The sequence below is a fragment of the Roseibium salinum genome (genome assembly GCF_026240905.1).
Classification (GTDB): domain Bacteria; phylum Pseudomonadota; class Alphaproteobacteria; order Rhizobiales; family Stappiaceae; genus Roseibium; species Roseibium salinum.
Window position 1 is genome coordinate 1,189,216 of record NZ_JAPEVI010000003.1, and the last position, 15,252, is coordinate 1,204,467.

Here is a 15,252-nt window from a genome sequence, read left to right on the forward strand (position 1 = left end):
TAAAACCTTTAAGTTTTCAAGATTACGGCTCTGCGAACGGGTTTCCACATGACTGCAGTATCTCCCATCACCGTCGACGTAGTTTCCGATGTCATGTGCCCATGGTGCTTTATCGGGAAAAGGCGGCTGGAGACGGCGCTAAGGTCGGTGCCCGAACTGGACGTCGCGGTACGCTGGCATCCCTTTCAACTGGACGCCACCCTGCCAAAGGCAGGCAAGGACAGGCAGCGGTATCTCAGCGACAAGTTTGGCGATCTCGCACGCGCCGATGCGTTTTACGACCAGATCAGGGCGGCTGGCCGCACCGAGGGCATTCCCTTTGCCTTTGAAGATATCAAACTGTCGCCGAACACGCTCGATTGCCACAGGCTGATCCTCTGGTCGCGGGCCGACGATTTGCAGGACGAGGTCGTGGAGCGCCTCTTTCAGGCATATTTTGTCAAGGGCGAGGACCTGACGAAAGCAGAGACGCTCGTGCGGATCTCCAAAGAAGCGGGCATGCAATCGGATCTGGTGGAACAACTGCTGGCAACGGACACGGATCTTGGCCAGACGGAGGCCCTGATTGCCACGGCACAGAATTCCGGAGTTACCGGCGTGCCGTGTTTCATCATCGACGGCCGGTTTGTACTTGCAGGTGCGGAGAAGCCGGAAACAATCGCAGCCGCCCTGCTTCATGCGGAAGAGACCCGCACCAATCCGGGAACGGAGATGCCGAACTGAGTTGCCGCACTGCTGCCTGAAACGTCAAAAGCCCCGCGGTTTGCGGGGCTTTTCGTGTGTCCGGTCTGAAGGTTCAGCCCTTCAGGATGGAGTGGCCGGCATAGACAGCCTGCGGGCCGAGCTCTTCCTCGATGCGGATCAGCTGATTGTATTTCGCGAGCCGGTCTGAGCGGGCCAGCGAACCGGTTTTGATCTGGCCGCAATTGGTCGCAACCGCGAGATCCGCAATGGTCGAATCTTCGGTCTCGCCGGAGCGGTGCGACATGACTGCCGTATAGGCCGCCTTGTGCGCGGTTTCGACGGCATCGAGCGTTTCGGACAGGGTGCCGATCTGGTTGACCTTGATGAGGATCGAGTTTGCCACACCCAGGTCAATGCCCTTGCGCAGCCGTTCGGAGTTGGTCACGAACAGATCGTCGCCGACCAGCTGGCACTTGTTGCCGATCAGGTCGGTGGTGGCCTTCCAGCCATCCCAGTCGTCTTCCGCAAGACCGTCTTCAATCGAGATGATCGGATAGCGGGACACCAGATCCGCCAGATACCTGGCCATTTCGTCCGGAGCCAGGGTCTTGCCCTCGCCTTCCAGAACGTATTTGCCGTCCTTGAAGAACTCCGTCGAGGCGGCGTCCAGCGCCAGGAATACGTCTTCGCCAGGCTTGTATCCGGCCGCTTCGATCGACTTCATGACGAAACCAATGGCTGCATCAGTCGATTCCAGGTTCGGTGCAAAGCCGCCTTCGTCGCCCACGTTGGTGTTGTGGCCGGCTGCACTCAACGCCTTCTTCAGCGTATGGAAGATTTCAGAACCCATGCGGACGGCGTCGGAAAGAGATTCGGCGCCGACCGGCATGATCATGAATTCCTGGAAGTCGATCGGGTTGTCGGCATGAGCGCCGCCATTGATGATATTCATCATCGGAACCGGCAGCGTGCGGGCGGATGTGCCGCCGACATAGCGATATAGCGGCAGGCCAGAGGCTTGCGCGGCTGCCCGGGCAACGGCCAGGGAGACGCCCAGAATGGCGTTGGCGCCGAGCCGGGATTTGTTATGGGTACCATCAAGGTCGATCATGGCCTGGTCGACCTGCAACTGGTCTTCCGCATCGAGACCGCCGATGGTCTCGAATATCTCTCCGTTCACGGAATCGACGGCCTTCTGGACACCCTTGCCCATGAAACGGTCGCCGCCATCGCGCAGTTCAACGGCTTCATGAGCTCCCGTGGAGGCACCGGAGGGAACTGCCGCCCGGCCGAACGAACCGTCCTCCAGGAAGACGTCGACCTCAACGGTCGGGTTGCCGCGGCTGTCGAAAATCTGACGGCCGATGATATCGATGATGGCGGTCATGGAAAGAACTCCCTTGTCGCATGTACCTGAACTGACGATCGTCCGGATATGTGATCCGGCGTTTCCCGAGGCCGACAAGCCGGCCCTGATTCCGGAGCGATTGCTCCAAATGAGAAAGCCGCACTGTTGTGCGGCCTAAAGAAATTCTACTCGGCTGCCAGGGCCGGATCCTTCACGACATCGTCGATGGCTTTCAGCTGTTTCAAGAGCGCTTCGAGATGTTTCAGGGGTATCATGTTCGGTCCGTCCGAGGGGGCGTTGTCCGGATCCGGATGGGTCTCGATGAAGAGGCCGGCCACGCCCACGGCGACGGCTGCGCGGGCAAGCACCGGAACCATGGCCCTGTCGCCGCCCGTCGAGGCGCCCTGCCCGCCCGGCTGCTGAACCGAGTGTGTCGCGTCGAAGATCACGGGAGCGCCGGTCTGAGCCATGATCGGCAGCGCGCGCATGTCGCTGACGAGCGTGTTATAGCCGAAGCTTGCGCCGCGTTCGGTGAGAAGCACGTTCGGATTTCCCGACCCGGTGACCTTGGCAAGAACGTTCTTCATGTCCCAGGGGGCCAGGAACTGGCCCTTCTTGACGTTGACGACCCTGCCGGTGAGCGCGGCTGCGATCAGGAGATCGGTCTGGCGGCAAAGAAAGGCCGGAATTTGCAGGATGTCGACAACTTCCCCGACCGGAGCGCACTGATCCGGGCCATGGACATCGGTCAGGACAGGCATACCGTAGGTTTCCCTGATGTCGGCAAAGATCGGCAGTGCCTCTTCCATGCCGATGCCACGCCTTCCCGACAGGGAGGTCCGGTTTGCCTTGTCATAGGACGTCTTGAAAACAGTGCCTATTCCCAGTTTTGCGGTGATTTCCTTGATTGCCGCCGCGCATTCCAGGGCATGTTCACGGCTTTCGAGCTGGCAGGGGCCGGCGATGAGGCTGAAGGCCGCCTTATTGTTGAAGGTGACGTTTCCAACGGAAACTTCGCGGTTTGCCTCGGTCATGTTCCACCAGCTGATTTCGAACGGCATTTGATCGGCGTGCGGTTTTCACCCGCCCGACCTGATGCCGGCAAGGATTTGCGTGTTCCATAGCGTTCTTTTGACCCGCCTGCAATATCACGTCCTGAAATCGCGGTTTTCGGTTTAAATCGATTTAAATATGCTGTCGTCACGGGACCATCATTTTGCCATATGTATAATCTTCGTATTGCATTGCACATCCCGATAGTATGGCGAACGCAGTTGCCGGCCATCGCGTTTCTGAATGTGCAGAAATTAACAATGGGCCAACCTGGACCCGGTAAAAGGATGCGCGAACCTGACTTGGGGCGGTTATTTTGGCCAATGAGTTTCAGATTTGTTCACGATCAACATTGGAAGGCGTCAGATGAACAAGCCTATTCGTAAAGCGGTATTGCCCGTCGCAGGTCTCGGAACGCGCTTCCTGCCTGCCACGAAAGCGGTTCCGAAGGAGATGCTGACGATCGTTGACCGGCCGATCATTCAATATGTCGTCGATGAAGCCCGGGCAGCCGGCATCGAGCACATCGTTTTCGTGACCGGCCGAAACAAGCATGTCATCGAAGATCATTTCGATATGGCATACGAACTTGAGGATACGCTGAAGGCGCGCAACAAGACCGCCGCGCTGGAACTTCTGGAAAAACACCGGCCGCAGCCCGGCTCCACCAGTTTCACCCGGCAACAGGCCCCGCTCGGCCTGGGGCATGCCATCTGGTGCGCGCGCGATATCATCGGCAACGAACCCTTTGCCGTTCTCCTGCCGGACGTAATCATCAAGTCGCAGGTGAGCTGCCTGAAGCAGATGGTCGATCTTTACGGTCAGGTCGGCGGCAATATCATCGCGGTGGAAGAGGTCCCCGATGACCAGACCCACAACTACGGCATTGTGGAACTCGCCAAGGAGATCAACGGCAATGCCAGCCATATCTCCAACATGGTCGAAAAACCCGCTCCCGGCACGGCGCCGTCCAATCTGATGATTACCGGCCGCTATATTCTGCAGCCGGAGATCTTCGAACTTCTGTCCCATCAGGGGGCGGGTGCAGGCGGGGAAATCCAGCTGACCGACAGCATGCTCGCGCTGATGAAGGAACAACCCTTTGCGTCGCTCAAGTTTGAAGGGCGCAGCTACGACTGCGGCAACAAGCCCGGATTCCTAAGCGCCAACATTGCCTTCGGCATGGACGATCCCAAGCTTGCCGAGGAACTCGTGCCGTTCATGATGGAGATAATCGGCCGGCCTCTGGCCGCCGAATAAGACGTCACGGCACGCGCCAGACTTGAAATCAGGCAGAAGAACCGATTAGGAGTGGGCCGGGCACCATCTATCTGGTGATCCGGCCCTTCCCTGTTCAGGAACCCTCATGTCTGAAACGCCCATTGTGTCCAAGAAGATCGCCGTGATCGGCCTTGGTTATGTCGGTCTGCCGGTTGCAACCGCCTTTGCGGCCACGGGCTTCGATGTGCTGGGGTTCGACATCAGCCGGCGCCGGCTCGAGGAGTTGAGGGATGGGCGGGACAGCACCGCGTCGGTGTCGCCGGAGGAACTTTCCAGGCAAACGCTCCGCTTTTCGGCAAACGAGAAAGACCTGCAGGACAGGGACGTTCTGATCATTGCCGTGCCCACTCCCGTCGATCAGGCAAAGCGGCCCGATCTGGCTCCCTTCAGGAGTGCGGCAGCAACCGCCGGGCGCAACATGAAGTCCGGAGCGATCGTTGTTTTCGAATCGACTGTCTATCCGGGGGCGACCGAGGAAGTCGCCGTGCCCATCTTAGAGCGGGAGTCGGGTAGAACCCTGGGTGACGGTTTCGAGGTCGGCTACTCGCCGGAGCGTATCAATCCCGGCGACAGCCAGCGCGGGTTCGCCGACATCATCAAGATCGTCTCCGCATCCTGCGCAACCGCGGCCGAAACGCTGGCCAGCCTCTATGGCGCGGTCGTAACGGCCGGCATTCACGTGGCGCCGTCGATAAAGGTCGCAGAAGCCGCCAAGGTGATCGAAAACACGCAGCGGGATCTGAACATCGCTCTGATGAATGAGCTTGCCATGATGTTTCAGCAGCTGGGGATCGACACGCGCGATGTGCTGAAAGGATCAGCCACCAAATGGAATTTTCTGCCCTTCCAGCCAGGGCTGGTCGGCGGTCACTGCATCGGCGTCGATCCCTATTATCTCACGCACAAGGCGCATGAGATCGGCCTGACCCCGCAGGTGATTCTGGCCGGGCGGGGAACGAACGAGGCGATGCCGGCCTTCATCGCCGGCAAGATCATTCAGGAAAGCGTGAAGCTCGGTTTGCCGATGCCGCCCAGAATTGCCGTTCTGGGCATCACGTACAAAGCCGATGTTCCCGACACCCGCAATTCCAAGGTTGTCGACCTGATCCGGGAGCTGGAGAATTTCGGTGCCGATGTGCTGGTGCATGATCCGCTCGCCGACCCGGCCGAGGTCGCAAGCGAATACGGGATCACCTTGTCCGCTTACGATGCCCTGATCTCCGGGGCGGATGCGGTCGTTCTGGCGGTTCCGCACAAGCAGTTCCTGCGAGAAGGCCGTGTGTGGCAGTTGATTACCGACATTCTGAGAAACTCCGCGGGATTGGTCGCGGACATTCCCGCCCTGCTGGACCGCGACAGCGTGCCCGATGGTGTCACGCTCTGGCGACTTTGACGCCATTGTAAGATTTCGCATCCACGATTTGCTGCACTTGCAAGCAAAACGTGCCGGAGTGCTTTCCGACCCGTGCAAAAGCAGCCGTTGATGCAAACTGATGCAAATTGATGCAGGGGATTACTCGGTCTTTAGGAAACCAAAAAGGATTCTGAGCCGTATACTGATGGTGTTCGGAAAAGGAGAACCGATTATGGCTCAGGCTCATTTCTGGAAGTTCGCTGCGGCAGCGGCCTTAAGTGCGGTTTTGTTCACTGGTGCGGCCCATGGTGAAGACGGGCTGGACAGCGGTGTCTTTCAGCAGGTCATCAAGAAGCAGATGAGTGCGTTTGCATCCGGCAATGCAAAAGCCGCATTTTCCTTTGCCACCAATTCCCTGCAGCAGCGTTTCCAAACGCCTGAGTTCTTCATGGAGATGGTCCGCCAAGGGTACCAGCCGGTCTACCAGCCGCAGAACGTCACCTTCGGCCGGTCGCGGATGACCAAATACGGACCGACACAGGAAGTCTACCTGACGGGGCCGAAGGGCAAGGACTGGCTGGCGCTTTACAGTTTTGAGCAGCAGGAAGACGGTTCCTGGCGGATTTCCGGGTGCTATCTGACACAGTCAGCCGGTTTTTCGGCGTAAATCGAAACCCACATGATCAGAGCGCCGGAAGGTCTCCGCGCGCCCAGTCTTCCTTCGTCTTTGCGTAGAAATCGGCAAAGCGGCCTTCTTCAATGGCGTCACGCATGCCCTGCATGAGCTGCTGATAGTAAGCGATATTGTTCCAGGTCAGCAGCATGCCGGCCAGTCCCTCGCCCGCGCGCACCAGGTGATGCAGATAGGCGCGGCTATAGATGCTCGAGGCCGGGCAGTCGCTTTCTTCGTCCAATGGTCGCGGATCTTCCTGGTGGCGGGCGTTTTTCAGGTTCACCTTGCCAAAGCGCGTATAGGCCAGGCCGTGGCGTCCCGCACGTGTCGGCATGACACAGTCGAACTGGTCAATACCGCGTTTGACGCTTTCAAGCAGATCGTCCGGTGTCCCGACCCCCATCAGATATCGCGGTTTGCCGGCCGGCATGACCGGTGTGGTGATGTCCAGCATCCTGAGCATGACCTCCTGCGGTTCACCGACCGCGAGACCTCCGACGGAATAACCCTCGAACGGCAGCCGGCCGAGTTCTTCCGCCGACCGGATGCGCAGGTCAGGCTGATCGCCCCCTGGACGATGCCGTAAAGCCCCTGCCCTTTGCCCGGGCCGCCCATCCGCTCGAACTGTTTGCGGGATCGTTCCGCCCACCGGAGCGACAGTTCCATGGCGCGCTGAACTTCTTCCCTTTCGCTCGGCAGCTTGATGCACTCGTCGAGCTGCATCTGGATGTCCGAGCCGAGAAGACCCTGGATTTCGACGGAGCGCTCCGGCGTCAGATGATATTTTTGTCCATCGATATGGCTTTGGAAACGAACGCCGTCTTCGTCCAGCTTGCGCAATTGCGCCAGCGACATGACCTGAAAACCGCCGCTGTCGGTCAGGATCGTGTGCGGCCAGTTCATGAACTTGTGCAGACCGCCCAGCCTGTGGACCCGTTCGGCCGTCGGCCGCAGCATCAGATGATACGTATTGCCAAGCACGACATCGGCGCCTGTTTCGCGCACCTGGTCCGGATACATGGCCTTGACCGTCGCCTGCGTTCCCACCGGCATGAAGGCAGGCGTGCGAACGACGCCATGGGGGGTCGTGATTTCACCCCGCCGGGCCATGCCATCGCTGGTGATCAGCTTGAAGCCGAATGTCTTGTTGTCCTCGGGCATGGCAAAGGTCCTATTTCGCGCCCTGTTGCGGGAACAGAAGCGACGCGTCTCCATAGCTGTAAAAGCGGTATTGCTCGCCGATGGCATGAGCATAGGCTGCCTGCATCGTTTCGAGGCCGGACAAAGCGCTCACCAGCATGAACAGGGTCGAACGCGGCAAATGGAAATTGGTCATCAAGGCATCGATTGCCTTGAACCGGTAGCCCGGCGTGATGAAGATAGCCGTTTCTCCGGAAAAGGCCTCGATCGAGCCGGTTTCGCGGGCCGAACTCTCCAGTATCCGCAAGGACGTGGTTCCGACGCTGACGACTTTGTTTCCCCGTGCCTTGACGGCCTTCAGGGCTTCTGCCGTTTCGAACGGCACTTCGCCCCCCTCGGCATGCATCTTGTGGTCGTCCGTATCATCGGCCTTTACGGGCAGGAACGTTCCGGCGCCGACATGCAGCGTCACGCGGTGCTGTTCGATGCCGCGATCAGCCAAAGCCTGCAGCAGTTGCGGCGTGAAATGCAGTCCGGCGGTCGGCGCGGCAACGGCGCCGTCCTTTTGAGCAAAGATCGTCTGGTAATCACTGCGGTCTTGCTCATCCTCTCCGCGCTTTTGTGCGATGTAGGGCGGAAGTGGAATGTGTCCCACCTTGGCGATCGCAGTATCCAGTTCCAGGCCGGAGCGGTCGAAGATCAACAGGACCTCGCCACCTTCACTCTTTTCGGCCACTTTGGCGCTCAGCCTTGTTTCTGGACCGTCGAAAATGATGGTGTCCTCGATCTGCAGCTTTTTGGCCGGCCTGACAAAGGCGCGCCATCGGTCTGGGCCGGAGCGCAGATGCAGGGTCGCACTGATACCGGCCGTGATCTCGCCGCGGATGCGTTTTCCCTCCAGTTGAGCCGGGATGACCTTGGTGTCGTTGAACACCAGCGCATCGCCGGGCTCTAGAATCGACGGCAGGTCACGCACACCGTGATCGCTCAACACCGGCTCCGCGCCCGGCCGTACGATCAGCATGCGGGCGGCGTCGCGGGGACGCGCCGGACGCAGTGCAATCCTCTCGTTGGGAAGATCGAAATCGAACTGATCGACGCGCATCGCGGCCTTGCTGCTCAGGAAATCGGGAAAGTTCGGCGGGGCGGATGGGCCCGCTGCCGGGTGCACCGCTCATAGACGCCCGGACACCACCGGTCAACAGTCAGGCACGGTTTCGGCCCTGTTCATCATGGAAAAGGAAAAGGCGCGGAAACGGCCTCCGCGCCTTTATGACTTCGATAGTCGGCGTGATCAGGCAGCGTCGGCAGCAACCTTCATCGAGACGATCTTGTCAGGGTTTACGACCGGCTCGCCGCGCTTGATCTTGTCGACATTGTCCATGCCTTCAACGACCTGTCCCCAGGCCGTGTACTGGCCATCGAGCCAAGGCGCGTCGGTAAAGCAGATGAAGAACTGGCTGTCTGCGGAGTTGGGGTCCATGGCACGGGCCATGGAGCAGGTGCCGCGCACGTGCTTCTTGTTGTTGAATTCCGCTTTCAGCTTCTGGCCGGATCCGCCTGTTCCCGTGCCCTGCGGACAGCCTGTCTGCGCCATGAAACCGTCGATCACCCGGTGGAAGACGATGCCGTCGTAAAAACCGTCCCGGACGAGTTCCTTGATGCGCGCAACATGGGTCGGCGCAAGATCCGGTTTCATTTCGATGACAACCGGCCCCTGGGTCGTTTCCATGAGCAGGGTGTTTTCGGTGTCTGCAATATCGGCCATTTCAAATCTCCTGAAGGTGATGGCTGGAAGTGTCGCGGTTACTCGGCGTCTGCGGCAACTTGCATCTTGATGATCTTGTCGGGGTTCGCCGGCGGTTCGCCCTTGGCGATGTTGTCGACATGCTCCATGCCTTCGACGACCTCGCCAAACACCGTGTATTGGCCGTTCAGCCAGTCGCCGTCTGCAAACATGATGAAAAACTGCGAATTGGCGCTGTTGGGATTGGCTGAGCGTGCCATGCCAAGCGTGCCGCGCTTGAACGGCGCCTGGCTGAACTCGGCTTCAAGGTCCGGTTCTTCGGAGCCGCCCATGCCCGTTCCTGTCGGGTCGCCGGTCTGCGCCATGAAGCCGTCGATCACCCGGTGGAAGACGATGCCGTCGTAGAAACCTTCGCGGGCCAGTTTCTTGACCCGCTCCACGTGATCCGGCGCAAGGTCCGGGCGCAGTTGGATGACCACCCGGCCGTCCTTCAAGTCAAGATAGAGCGTGTTCTCCGGATCGGTTTCCTGTGCACCGGCCACGGCCGGGAACATGAACAGGGAGGCCAACACGGCAAGGATTGCGAAAAGGCGTGACACTGGAGACTCCTAAGATCGAGGTCAGAGTATTGCGTGGCAATCAGTTTCCGGGTTCTGCCCGGCGGCGCAGGGGGCCGGCAACGGCTTGCGGAACAAACGCCGAGATTTCCCCGCCCATTTTTGCGATTTGCCGTACCAAGGTGGCCGTGATGTGGCGCACCTTCGGAGAAGCCGGCAAAAAGACCGTCCTGATGTCGGGCGCCAGCGTACCGTTCATCCCCGCCATCTGCATTTCGTAGTCAAGATCGGTGCCGTCCCTGAGGCCCCGAACGAGGTAGGCAGCGCCGTGAGCCCGCGCCGTATGAATGACGAGATTTGAAAACGCGATGACCTCGATCCTTGAAGCTTCATCGGCAGTAAACTCCGCGCGGGCGGATTCGTGGATGAGCTCCATCCGTTCCTCGAACGTGAATAGAGGCGATTTCCCCGGGTGGATGCCTATGGCGACCACCACCTTGTCCGCGAGCGCGAGCGCCTGCCGCAGAATATCCATGTGGCCATTGGTGACGGGGTCGAAGGATCCCGGATAAAGCGCAATGCGAGTCATGGCCCCTTCCTTACTCCGCCGGATGCAACCAAACAAGGGTAAGGCGCGTTCCCATAGTACTTTTGGTGCCAACTGACTTTTTGTGACGGTGATCACACCGGTCTTTACTGCAAAGTGACAAGGTGGCGTCATCGAAACGAACGGGCGTGAGCAGGAGCCGGTACAATGAGGAGCGACAATACTTTCGAACCGACGGGACGCAAGGCCACGGTCAAACCCTTTGCAGTCCAGACCAAGGCTGTAGATCCGACCATCCATCTCAGAATGGCGGCGATCTTTGTTCTGGCGCTGTTGACGATGATTGCCGCCGGTGTGATGAGCATGCACCCGAGCAGCGCGTCCCAGGCGGAGAACCTGGCAAACCCGCCGGCTCAGGGCCTGGCAACAACCAAATCCGACCGTATCGCAAGCGCACCATCCACGAACACCTGCGCGTCGCAGGCCTGGGGCGCATGGAGCGATGATTGTGCCGCCGTCCTGGGCGGAGCCAATAAGGTGCGCACGGTCTCTTTCGTGACCGTCGAGAAGGCTGCGCCCTCCGTGAACGAAACCATTCTGGCCCGCTACCCCACGGCCAGGTAATCAAGACCCCTTCCCCGGAAATGGCAAACAGCGGCGCAGGTTTCCCTGGCCGCTGTTGTCGTTTGTGAGGACGTTGTCCGGAAATCAGCTTTCCGGTGTTTCGCCGCCGTCCTCGTCCGATGAACCGTCCGTGTCCGGTGTATCGTCTCCTTCGCCGGGAACAATTCCCACGTCGGAAATATCGGCAAGGCTCTCTTCGTCTTCCTCTTCGGAGATGCCCTCGACCGCAACCACCTTTTCATCCTTGGCGGTCTTGAAGATGATCACGCCCTGGGTCGCGCGACCGGCGATCCTGATGCCCTCCACCGGGCAGCGGATCAATTGGCCGCCATCCGTCACCAGCATGATCTGATGATTGTCTTCCACCGGGAAGGATGCGACGAGGCCGCCATTGCGGTCGTTTACCGCCATGGCCGTGATGCCCTTGCCGCCGCGTCCCGTTACCCGGTACTCGAAGGAAGAAGTACGCTTGCCGTAGCCGTTTTCCGAAATGGTCAGGATGATCTGCTCGGCCGCACTCATCTGTGCATAGCGCTCCTGCGGCAGGTCCCCTGCCACCGCTTCCTCTTCATCCATGCCGTTGCCGTTCTCTTCGGTTTCGCCGCGCATGGCGCGGGAGAGTTTCAGATAGGCGGCGCGCTCGCCGGCATCCACGTCGATATGGTGCAGGATCTGCATGGAAATGACGCGGTCGTCGTCTGCAAGCCTGATCCCGCGCACACCGACCGAATTCCGGCCGGCAAAGACGCGAACGTCGGTCACAGGGAAGCGGATGCACTGGCCGAAATTGGTGGTCAGCATGACGTCGTCATGTTCGGAACAGGTGTCGACACCGACAATGCCGTCCCCGTCTTCCAGCTTCATGGCGATCTTGCCGTTCCGGTTGATGGTCACGAAGTCGGAAAGCTTGTTCCGGCGCACCGTGCCGCGCACGGTTGCGAACATCACATCCAGATTGGCCCAGCTGTCCTCATCCTCGGGAAGCGGCAGAATGGAGGTTATCTGCTCGCCCTGTTGCAGGGGCAGCATGTTCACCAGGGCCTTGCCGCGCGCGGTCGGGCCGCCAAGCGGCAGGCGCCAGACCTTCATCTTGTAGCAAATCCCGCGCGAGGAGAAGAACAGGACCGGCGTATGGGTGTTGGCCACGAACAGACGGGTGACGAAATCCTCGTCCTTGGTCGCCATGCCCGAGCGGCCCTTGCCGCCCCGCCGCTGTGCACGGTAGGTCGCAAGCGGAACGCGTTTGATGTAACCGCCATGCGAAAAGGTGACGACCATGTCTTCGCGCTGGATCAGGTCCTCGTCCTCGAAGTCCGCGCCACCTTCGATGATTTCCGTCCGTCGCGGCGTTGCGAACTCGTTCTTGATCTCGAGCATTTCGGAGCGGACGATTTCCTGGATGCGGGCACGCGAACGCAGAATGTCGAGATAGTCGGCGATTTCGGCACCGATCTTGTTCAACTCGTCTTCGATTTCGTCGCGGCCCATTGCCGTCAGGCGCTGCAGTCGCAATTCGAGAATGGCGCGGGCCTGCTCTTCGGACAGCTTGTAGGTGCCGTCTTCCTGCACCATGTGCCGCGGATCGTCGATCAGGCGGATCAGGGCTTCAACGTCCTGCGCCGGCCAGTTGCGCTCCATAAGCTGGGCGCGCGCCGTTGCCGGGTCGGGCGCGGCGCGGATCAGCTTGATGACCTCATCGATATTGGCGACCGCAATGCCGAGGCCAACCAATATATGCGCCCGGTCGCGGGCCTTTTTCAGCAGGAATCGCGTCCGGCGCTGAATGACTTCCTCACGGAATGCCACGAACGCACGCAGCATGTCCGCAAGGTTCATCTGTTCCGGCTTGCCGCCCGTCAGTGCAACCATGTTGGCGCCGAAGGATGTCTGCAACTGGCTGAACCGGTACAGCTGGTTCAGTATGACGTCGGGAACGGCGTCGCGTTTCAGCTCGATCACCACGCGCATGCCCGAGCGGTCGCTTTCGTCGCGGATGTCGGAGATGCCCTCGATCCGCTTGTCGCGCACGAGTTCGGCGATCTTCTCGATCATCGTCGACTTGTTGACCTGATACGGGATCTCGGTAACGATCAGTGCGTTCCGCTCCTTGCGGACCTCTTCGACCTCGACCCTGGCGCGCATGACGATGGAACCGCGTCCGCTTTCGTAAGCATTGCGGATACCGGAGCGGCCGAGGATCATGGCGCCTGTCGGGAAGTCCGGCCCGGGCACGATCTGAATCAGCTCTTCCAGCGTGATTGCCGGGTTTTCCATGATGGCGATGGCCGCGTCGATCACTTCGCCCAGATTGTGGGGCGGGATATTCGTCGCCATGCCAACTGCAATGCCGCCCGCGCCGTTGACCAGGAGATTCGGGAATTTCGCCGGCAGGACAACGGGTTCGCTTTCGGAGTTGTCGTAGTTGTCCTGGAAGTCCACCGTTTCCTTGTCGATGTCGTCCAGGATCGCGTGCGAGACCTTTTGCAGGCGGCACTCGGTGTAACGCATCGCTGCAGCCGGGTCGCCATCAACGGAACCGAAATTCCCCTGCCCGTCGATCAGGGGCAGACGCAGCGAGAATTTCTGCGCCATGCGGACGAGGGCATCGTAGATCGCGCTGTCGCCATGCGGGTGGTATTTACCCATGACGTCACCGACCACGCGGGCCGATTTGCGGTACGGCTTGTTCCACTCATAACCGTTTTCGTGCATCGAATAGAGGATGCGCCGATGAACCGGTTTCAGGCCGTCGCGGACGTCGGGAAGCGCACGCGATACGATCACGCTCATGGCGTAATCGAGATAGCTGCGCTTCATTTCGTCGACAATGGAGACCGCTTTGATATCGGACGGAAAACCGCCCTTGGGGGTGCTGTTGTCCTGGTCAGCCAAGGAAGACACTCATTTGCTTGTTATTGCTGGGTCTTTTATAGCCGATTCAATGCGCGGATCCAAATCAGAAGCGGTTTTCCGTCTAACTAATAAGTCTTCATTATCAATTCGTTACAGGAAATGTGCACAGGGCGGTAAAATGATTTTGGCAACCCGGGTCGATATGGCCTCCAAACCCCTGTAGTCAGGTGGAATCGGTCCGCCAAGAAACGCCTCAAGGACGAGAGATGATCGACTATTTTATCAATGCATTCGCGACGCTTTTCGTTACCATCGACCCGGTCGGTCTGGCCCCGATGTTCCTCGCCGTCACGGCGGGAATGAGCCGGGCGGACAGGCGGCGCGTGGCGATCCGTGCGACGCTGACCGCGGCGGCAATTCTTCTCGTGTTCTACGTTTCGGGACAGACCGTCCTGAATGTTCTGGGCATATCGGTTTCAGCGTTCCGTGTCGCCGGCGGCATCCTTCTGTTCCTGATCGCCATCGAGATGATTTTCGGCAAACGTCAGGAAAGAAAATCGGAGACCGTGGAAAAGGCGGTCGATCCCGAAACCCATCGCCGGACGGTCAACGAACTGGCCATCTTTCCGCTGGCGATCCCGCTGATATCGGGGCCGGCTGCGATTTCCGCGATCATTCTTCTTTCCAGCCAGGCGCCGGACACACTCACCTATGCCGGACTTGGCGGGGTCATCGCGATCATCCTGCTGAGCTGTCTGGGTGCGTTCCTGCTTGCCGACAAGATCGAGCGACTTCTGGGTGACACGGCACAACTTGTCATCACCCGTTTGCTAGGCGTCCTTCTGGCCGCCCTCTCCGTTCAGTTCGTTGCTGACGGCGTCCTGACCTTCGTCAGAGCGTAAATGCCCCTATCGGAACCCTGGAAACTATTCCGGTAGCGCCAGCCTGTATTCCTGCGGTGAGAAATCGTGGACGCTGTCCCTGGCCCTGATGATCACTTCCGTGACATCCTCGGGGAGTTGCACTCCGGACAAGGAGCGGGTGAAGGGTTGTTCGTCCACGTGCGGATGCAACAGTTCGCGCTCTCCCAGGAGCACGCCGCCCGGCGCCATGACCTGCCAGAGATCGGCGTAGTGGTCCCAGCCGCTGTCGTCATGTTTGAGCGTGACGGAAAAGGTCCAGCTGTCGCCGTGTCGCTTCGCGCTCGCCTCGACGATTTCCACCTCACCAGCGAAGCTTCGGGACGATGAGAACACAGTGGCCGGGACCACGAGCGCCAAAATCGCTTTTCGAACCGATTGCATCAGATTCTGCCCAGTCTGTATGAAGATCACATACGCATCTTCGCAAAGCAGAAGAGCTTGATCAAAGTCACGAATGCGTCATACGCT

General features: G+C 59.5%; 13 protein-coding genes and 2 pseudogenes. 6 read left to right on the plus strand and 9 right to left on the minus strand.

What is annotated here, in order from left to right; genetic code table 11:
- The first annotated feature begins 48 nt into the window (after positions 1 to 48).
- On the plus strand, positions 49 to 723 hold the full coding sequence (locus ON753_RS10060) for a DsbA family oxidoreductase (RefSeq protein ID WP_265962381.1): 675 nt from the start codon (positions 49 to 51) through the stop codon (positions 721 to 723).
- Positions 724 to 796: 73 nt separating this feature from the next.
- Here ON753_RS10060 and eno read toward each other — a convergent pair whose 3' ends face one another.
- Entirely contained in the window at positions 797 to 2,071 is a 1,275-nt protein-coding gene (eno, locus tag ON753_RS10065) for a phosphopyruvate hydratase (protein WP_265962382.1), read from the minus strand.
- Between the two features lie 146 nt (positions 2,072 to 2,217).
- Positions 2,218 to 3,066 carry a 3-deoxy-8-phosphooctulonate synthase gene (gene kdsA, locus ON753_RS10070; protein ID WP_265967120.1) on the minus strand — a complete coding sequence of 283 codons (849 nt, stop codon included), beginning with the start codon at positions 3,064 to 3,066 and terminating at the stop codon, positions 2,218 to 2,220.
- 385 nt (positions 3,067 to 3,451) lie between these two features.
- Here kdsA and galU point away from each other — a divergent pair, with 385 nt between their 5' ends.
- The 3 genes and pseudogenes from galU (at position 3,452) to ON753_RS10085 (ending at position 6,387) form a co-directional block, all read left to right on the plus strand.
- A complete protein-coding gene (gene galU / locus ON753_RS10075; protein ID WP_265962383.1) occupies positions 3,452 to 4,345 on the plus strand; it encodes a UTP--glucose-1-phosphate uridylyltransferase GalU in 894 nt (297 codons plus the stop codon).
- A 100-nt stretch (positions 4,346 to 4,445) separates the two neighbouring features.
- Positions 4,446 to 5,759: pseudogene (locus ON753_RS10080) on the plus strand (nucleotide sugar dehydrogenase); the annotation flags it as partial.
- Between the two features lie 100 nt (positions 5,760 to 5,859).
- Positions 5,860 to 6,387 carry a DUF4864 domain-containing protein gene (locus tag ON753_RS10085; RefSeq protein WP_265962385.1) on the plus strand — a complete coding sequence of 176 codons (528 nt, stop codon included), beginning with the start codon at positions 5,860 to 5,862 and terminating at the stop codon, positions 6,385 to 6,387.
- A 16-nt stretch (positions 6,388 to 6,403) separates the two neighbouring features.
- Here the strand turns inward: ON753_RS10085 and tgt are convergent.
- The 5 genes and pseudogenes from tgt to coaD form a co-directional block, all read right to left on the minus strand.
- Positions 6,404 to 7,554, minus strand: a pseudogene (gene tgt, locus ON753_RS10090) (tRNA guanosine(34) transglycosylase Tgt).
- Between the two features lie 10 nt (positions 7,555 to 7,564).
- A complete protein-coding gene (gene queA / locus ON753_RS10095) occupies positions 7,565 to 8,638 on the minus strand; it encodes a tRNA preQ1(34) S-adenosylmethionine ribosyltransferase-isomerase QueA (RefSeq protein WP_265962386.1) in 1,074 nt (357 codons plus the stop codon).
- 189 nt (positions 8,639 to 8,827) lie between these two features.
- Positions 8,828 to 9,301 (minus strand): peptidylprolyl isomerase, encoded by a 474-nt coding sequence (locus tag ON753_RS10100; protein ID WP_265962387.1) that lies wholly within the window; start codon positions 9,299 to 9,301, stop codon positions 8,828 to 8,830.
- Between the two features lie 38 nt (positions 9,302 to 9,339).
- Positions 9,340 to 9,834 carry a peptidylprolyl isomerase gene (locus tag ON753_RS10105; RefSeq protein WP_265967121.1) on the minus strand — a complete coding sequence of 165 codons (495 nt, stop codon included), beginning with the start codon at positions 9,832 to 9,834 and terminating at the stop codon, positions 9,340 to 9,342.
- An 85-nt stretch (positions 9,835 to 9,919) separates the two neighbouring features.
- Positions 9,920 to 10,426: a pantetheine-phosphate adenylyltransferase gene (gene coaD, locus ON753_RS10110; protein ID WP_265962388.1), complete on the minus strand. Its 507-nt coding sequence runs from the start codon at positions 10,424 to 10,426 to the stop codon at positions 9,920 to 9,922.
- Positions 10,427 to 10,591: 165 nt separating this feature from the next.
- On the opposite strand from coaD, the gene ON753_RS10115 reads away from it, so the two are divergent.
- Positions 10,592 to 11,008 carry a phosphopantetheine adenylyltransferase gene (locus ON753_RS10115; RefSeq protein WP_265962389.1) on the plus strand — a complete coding sequence of 139 codons (417 nt, stop codon included), beginning with the start codon at positions 10,592 to 10,594 and terminating at the stop codon, positions 11,006 to 11,008.
- Between the two features lie 84 nt (positions 11,009 to 11,092).
- Here the strand turns inward: ON753_RS10115 and gyrA are convergent, their stop codons facing one another.
- Positions 11,093 to 13,825: a DNA gyrase subunit A gene (gyrA, locus tag ON753_RS10120; protein ID WP_377047053.1), complete on the minus strand. Its 2,733-nt coding sequence runs from the start codon at positions 13,823 to 13,825 to the stop codon at positions 11,093 to 11,095.
- A 302-nt stretch (positions 13,826 to 14,127) separates the two neighbouring features.
- Between gyrA and ON753_RS10125 the strand changes: the two genes are divergently transcribed.
- Positions 14,128 to 14,763, plus strand: coding sequence for a MarC family protein (locus ON753_RS10125; RefSeq protein WP_265962392.1), 636 nt, complete (start codon positions 14,128 to 14,130; stop codon positions 14,761 to 14,763).
- A gap of 24 nt (positions 14,764 to 14,787) precedes the next feature.
- Here ON753_RS10125 and ON753_RS10130 read toward each other — a convergent pair whose 3' ends face one another.
- A complete protein-coding gene (locus ON753_RS10130) occupies positions 14,788 to 15,165 on the minus strand; it encodes a hypothetical protein (RefSeq protein ID WP_265962393.1) in 378 nt (125 codons plus the stop codon).
- Positions 15,166 to 15,252 lie beyond the last annotated feature (87 nt).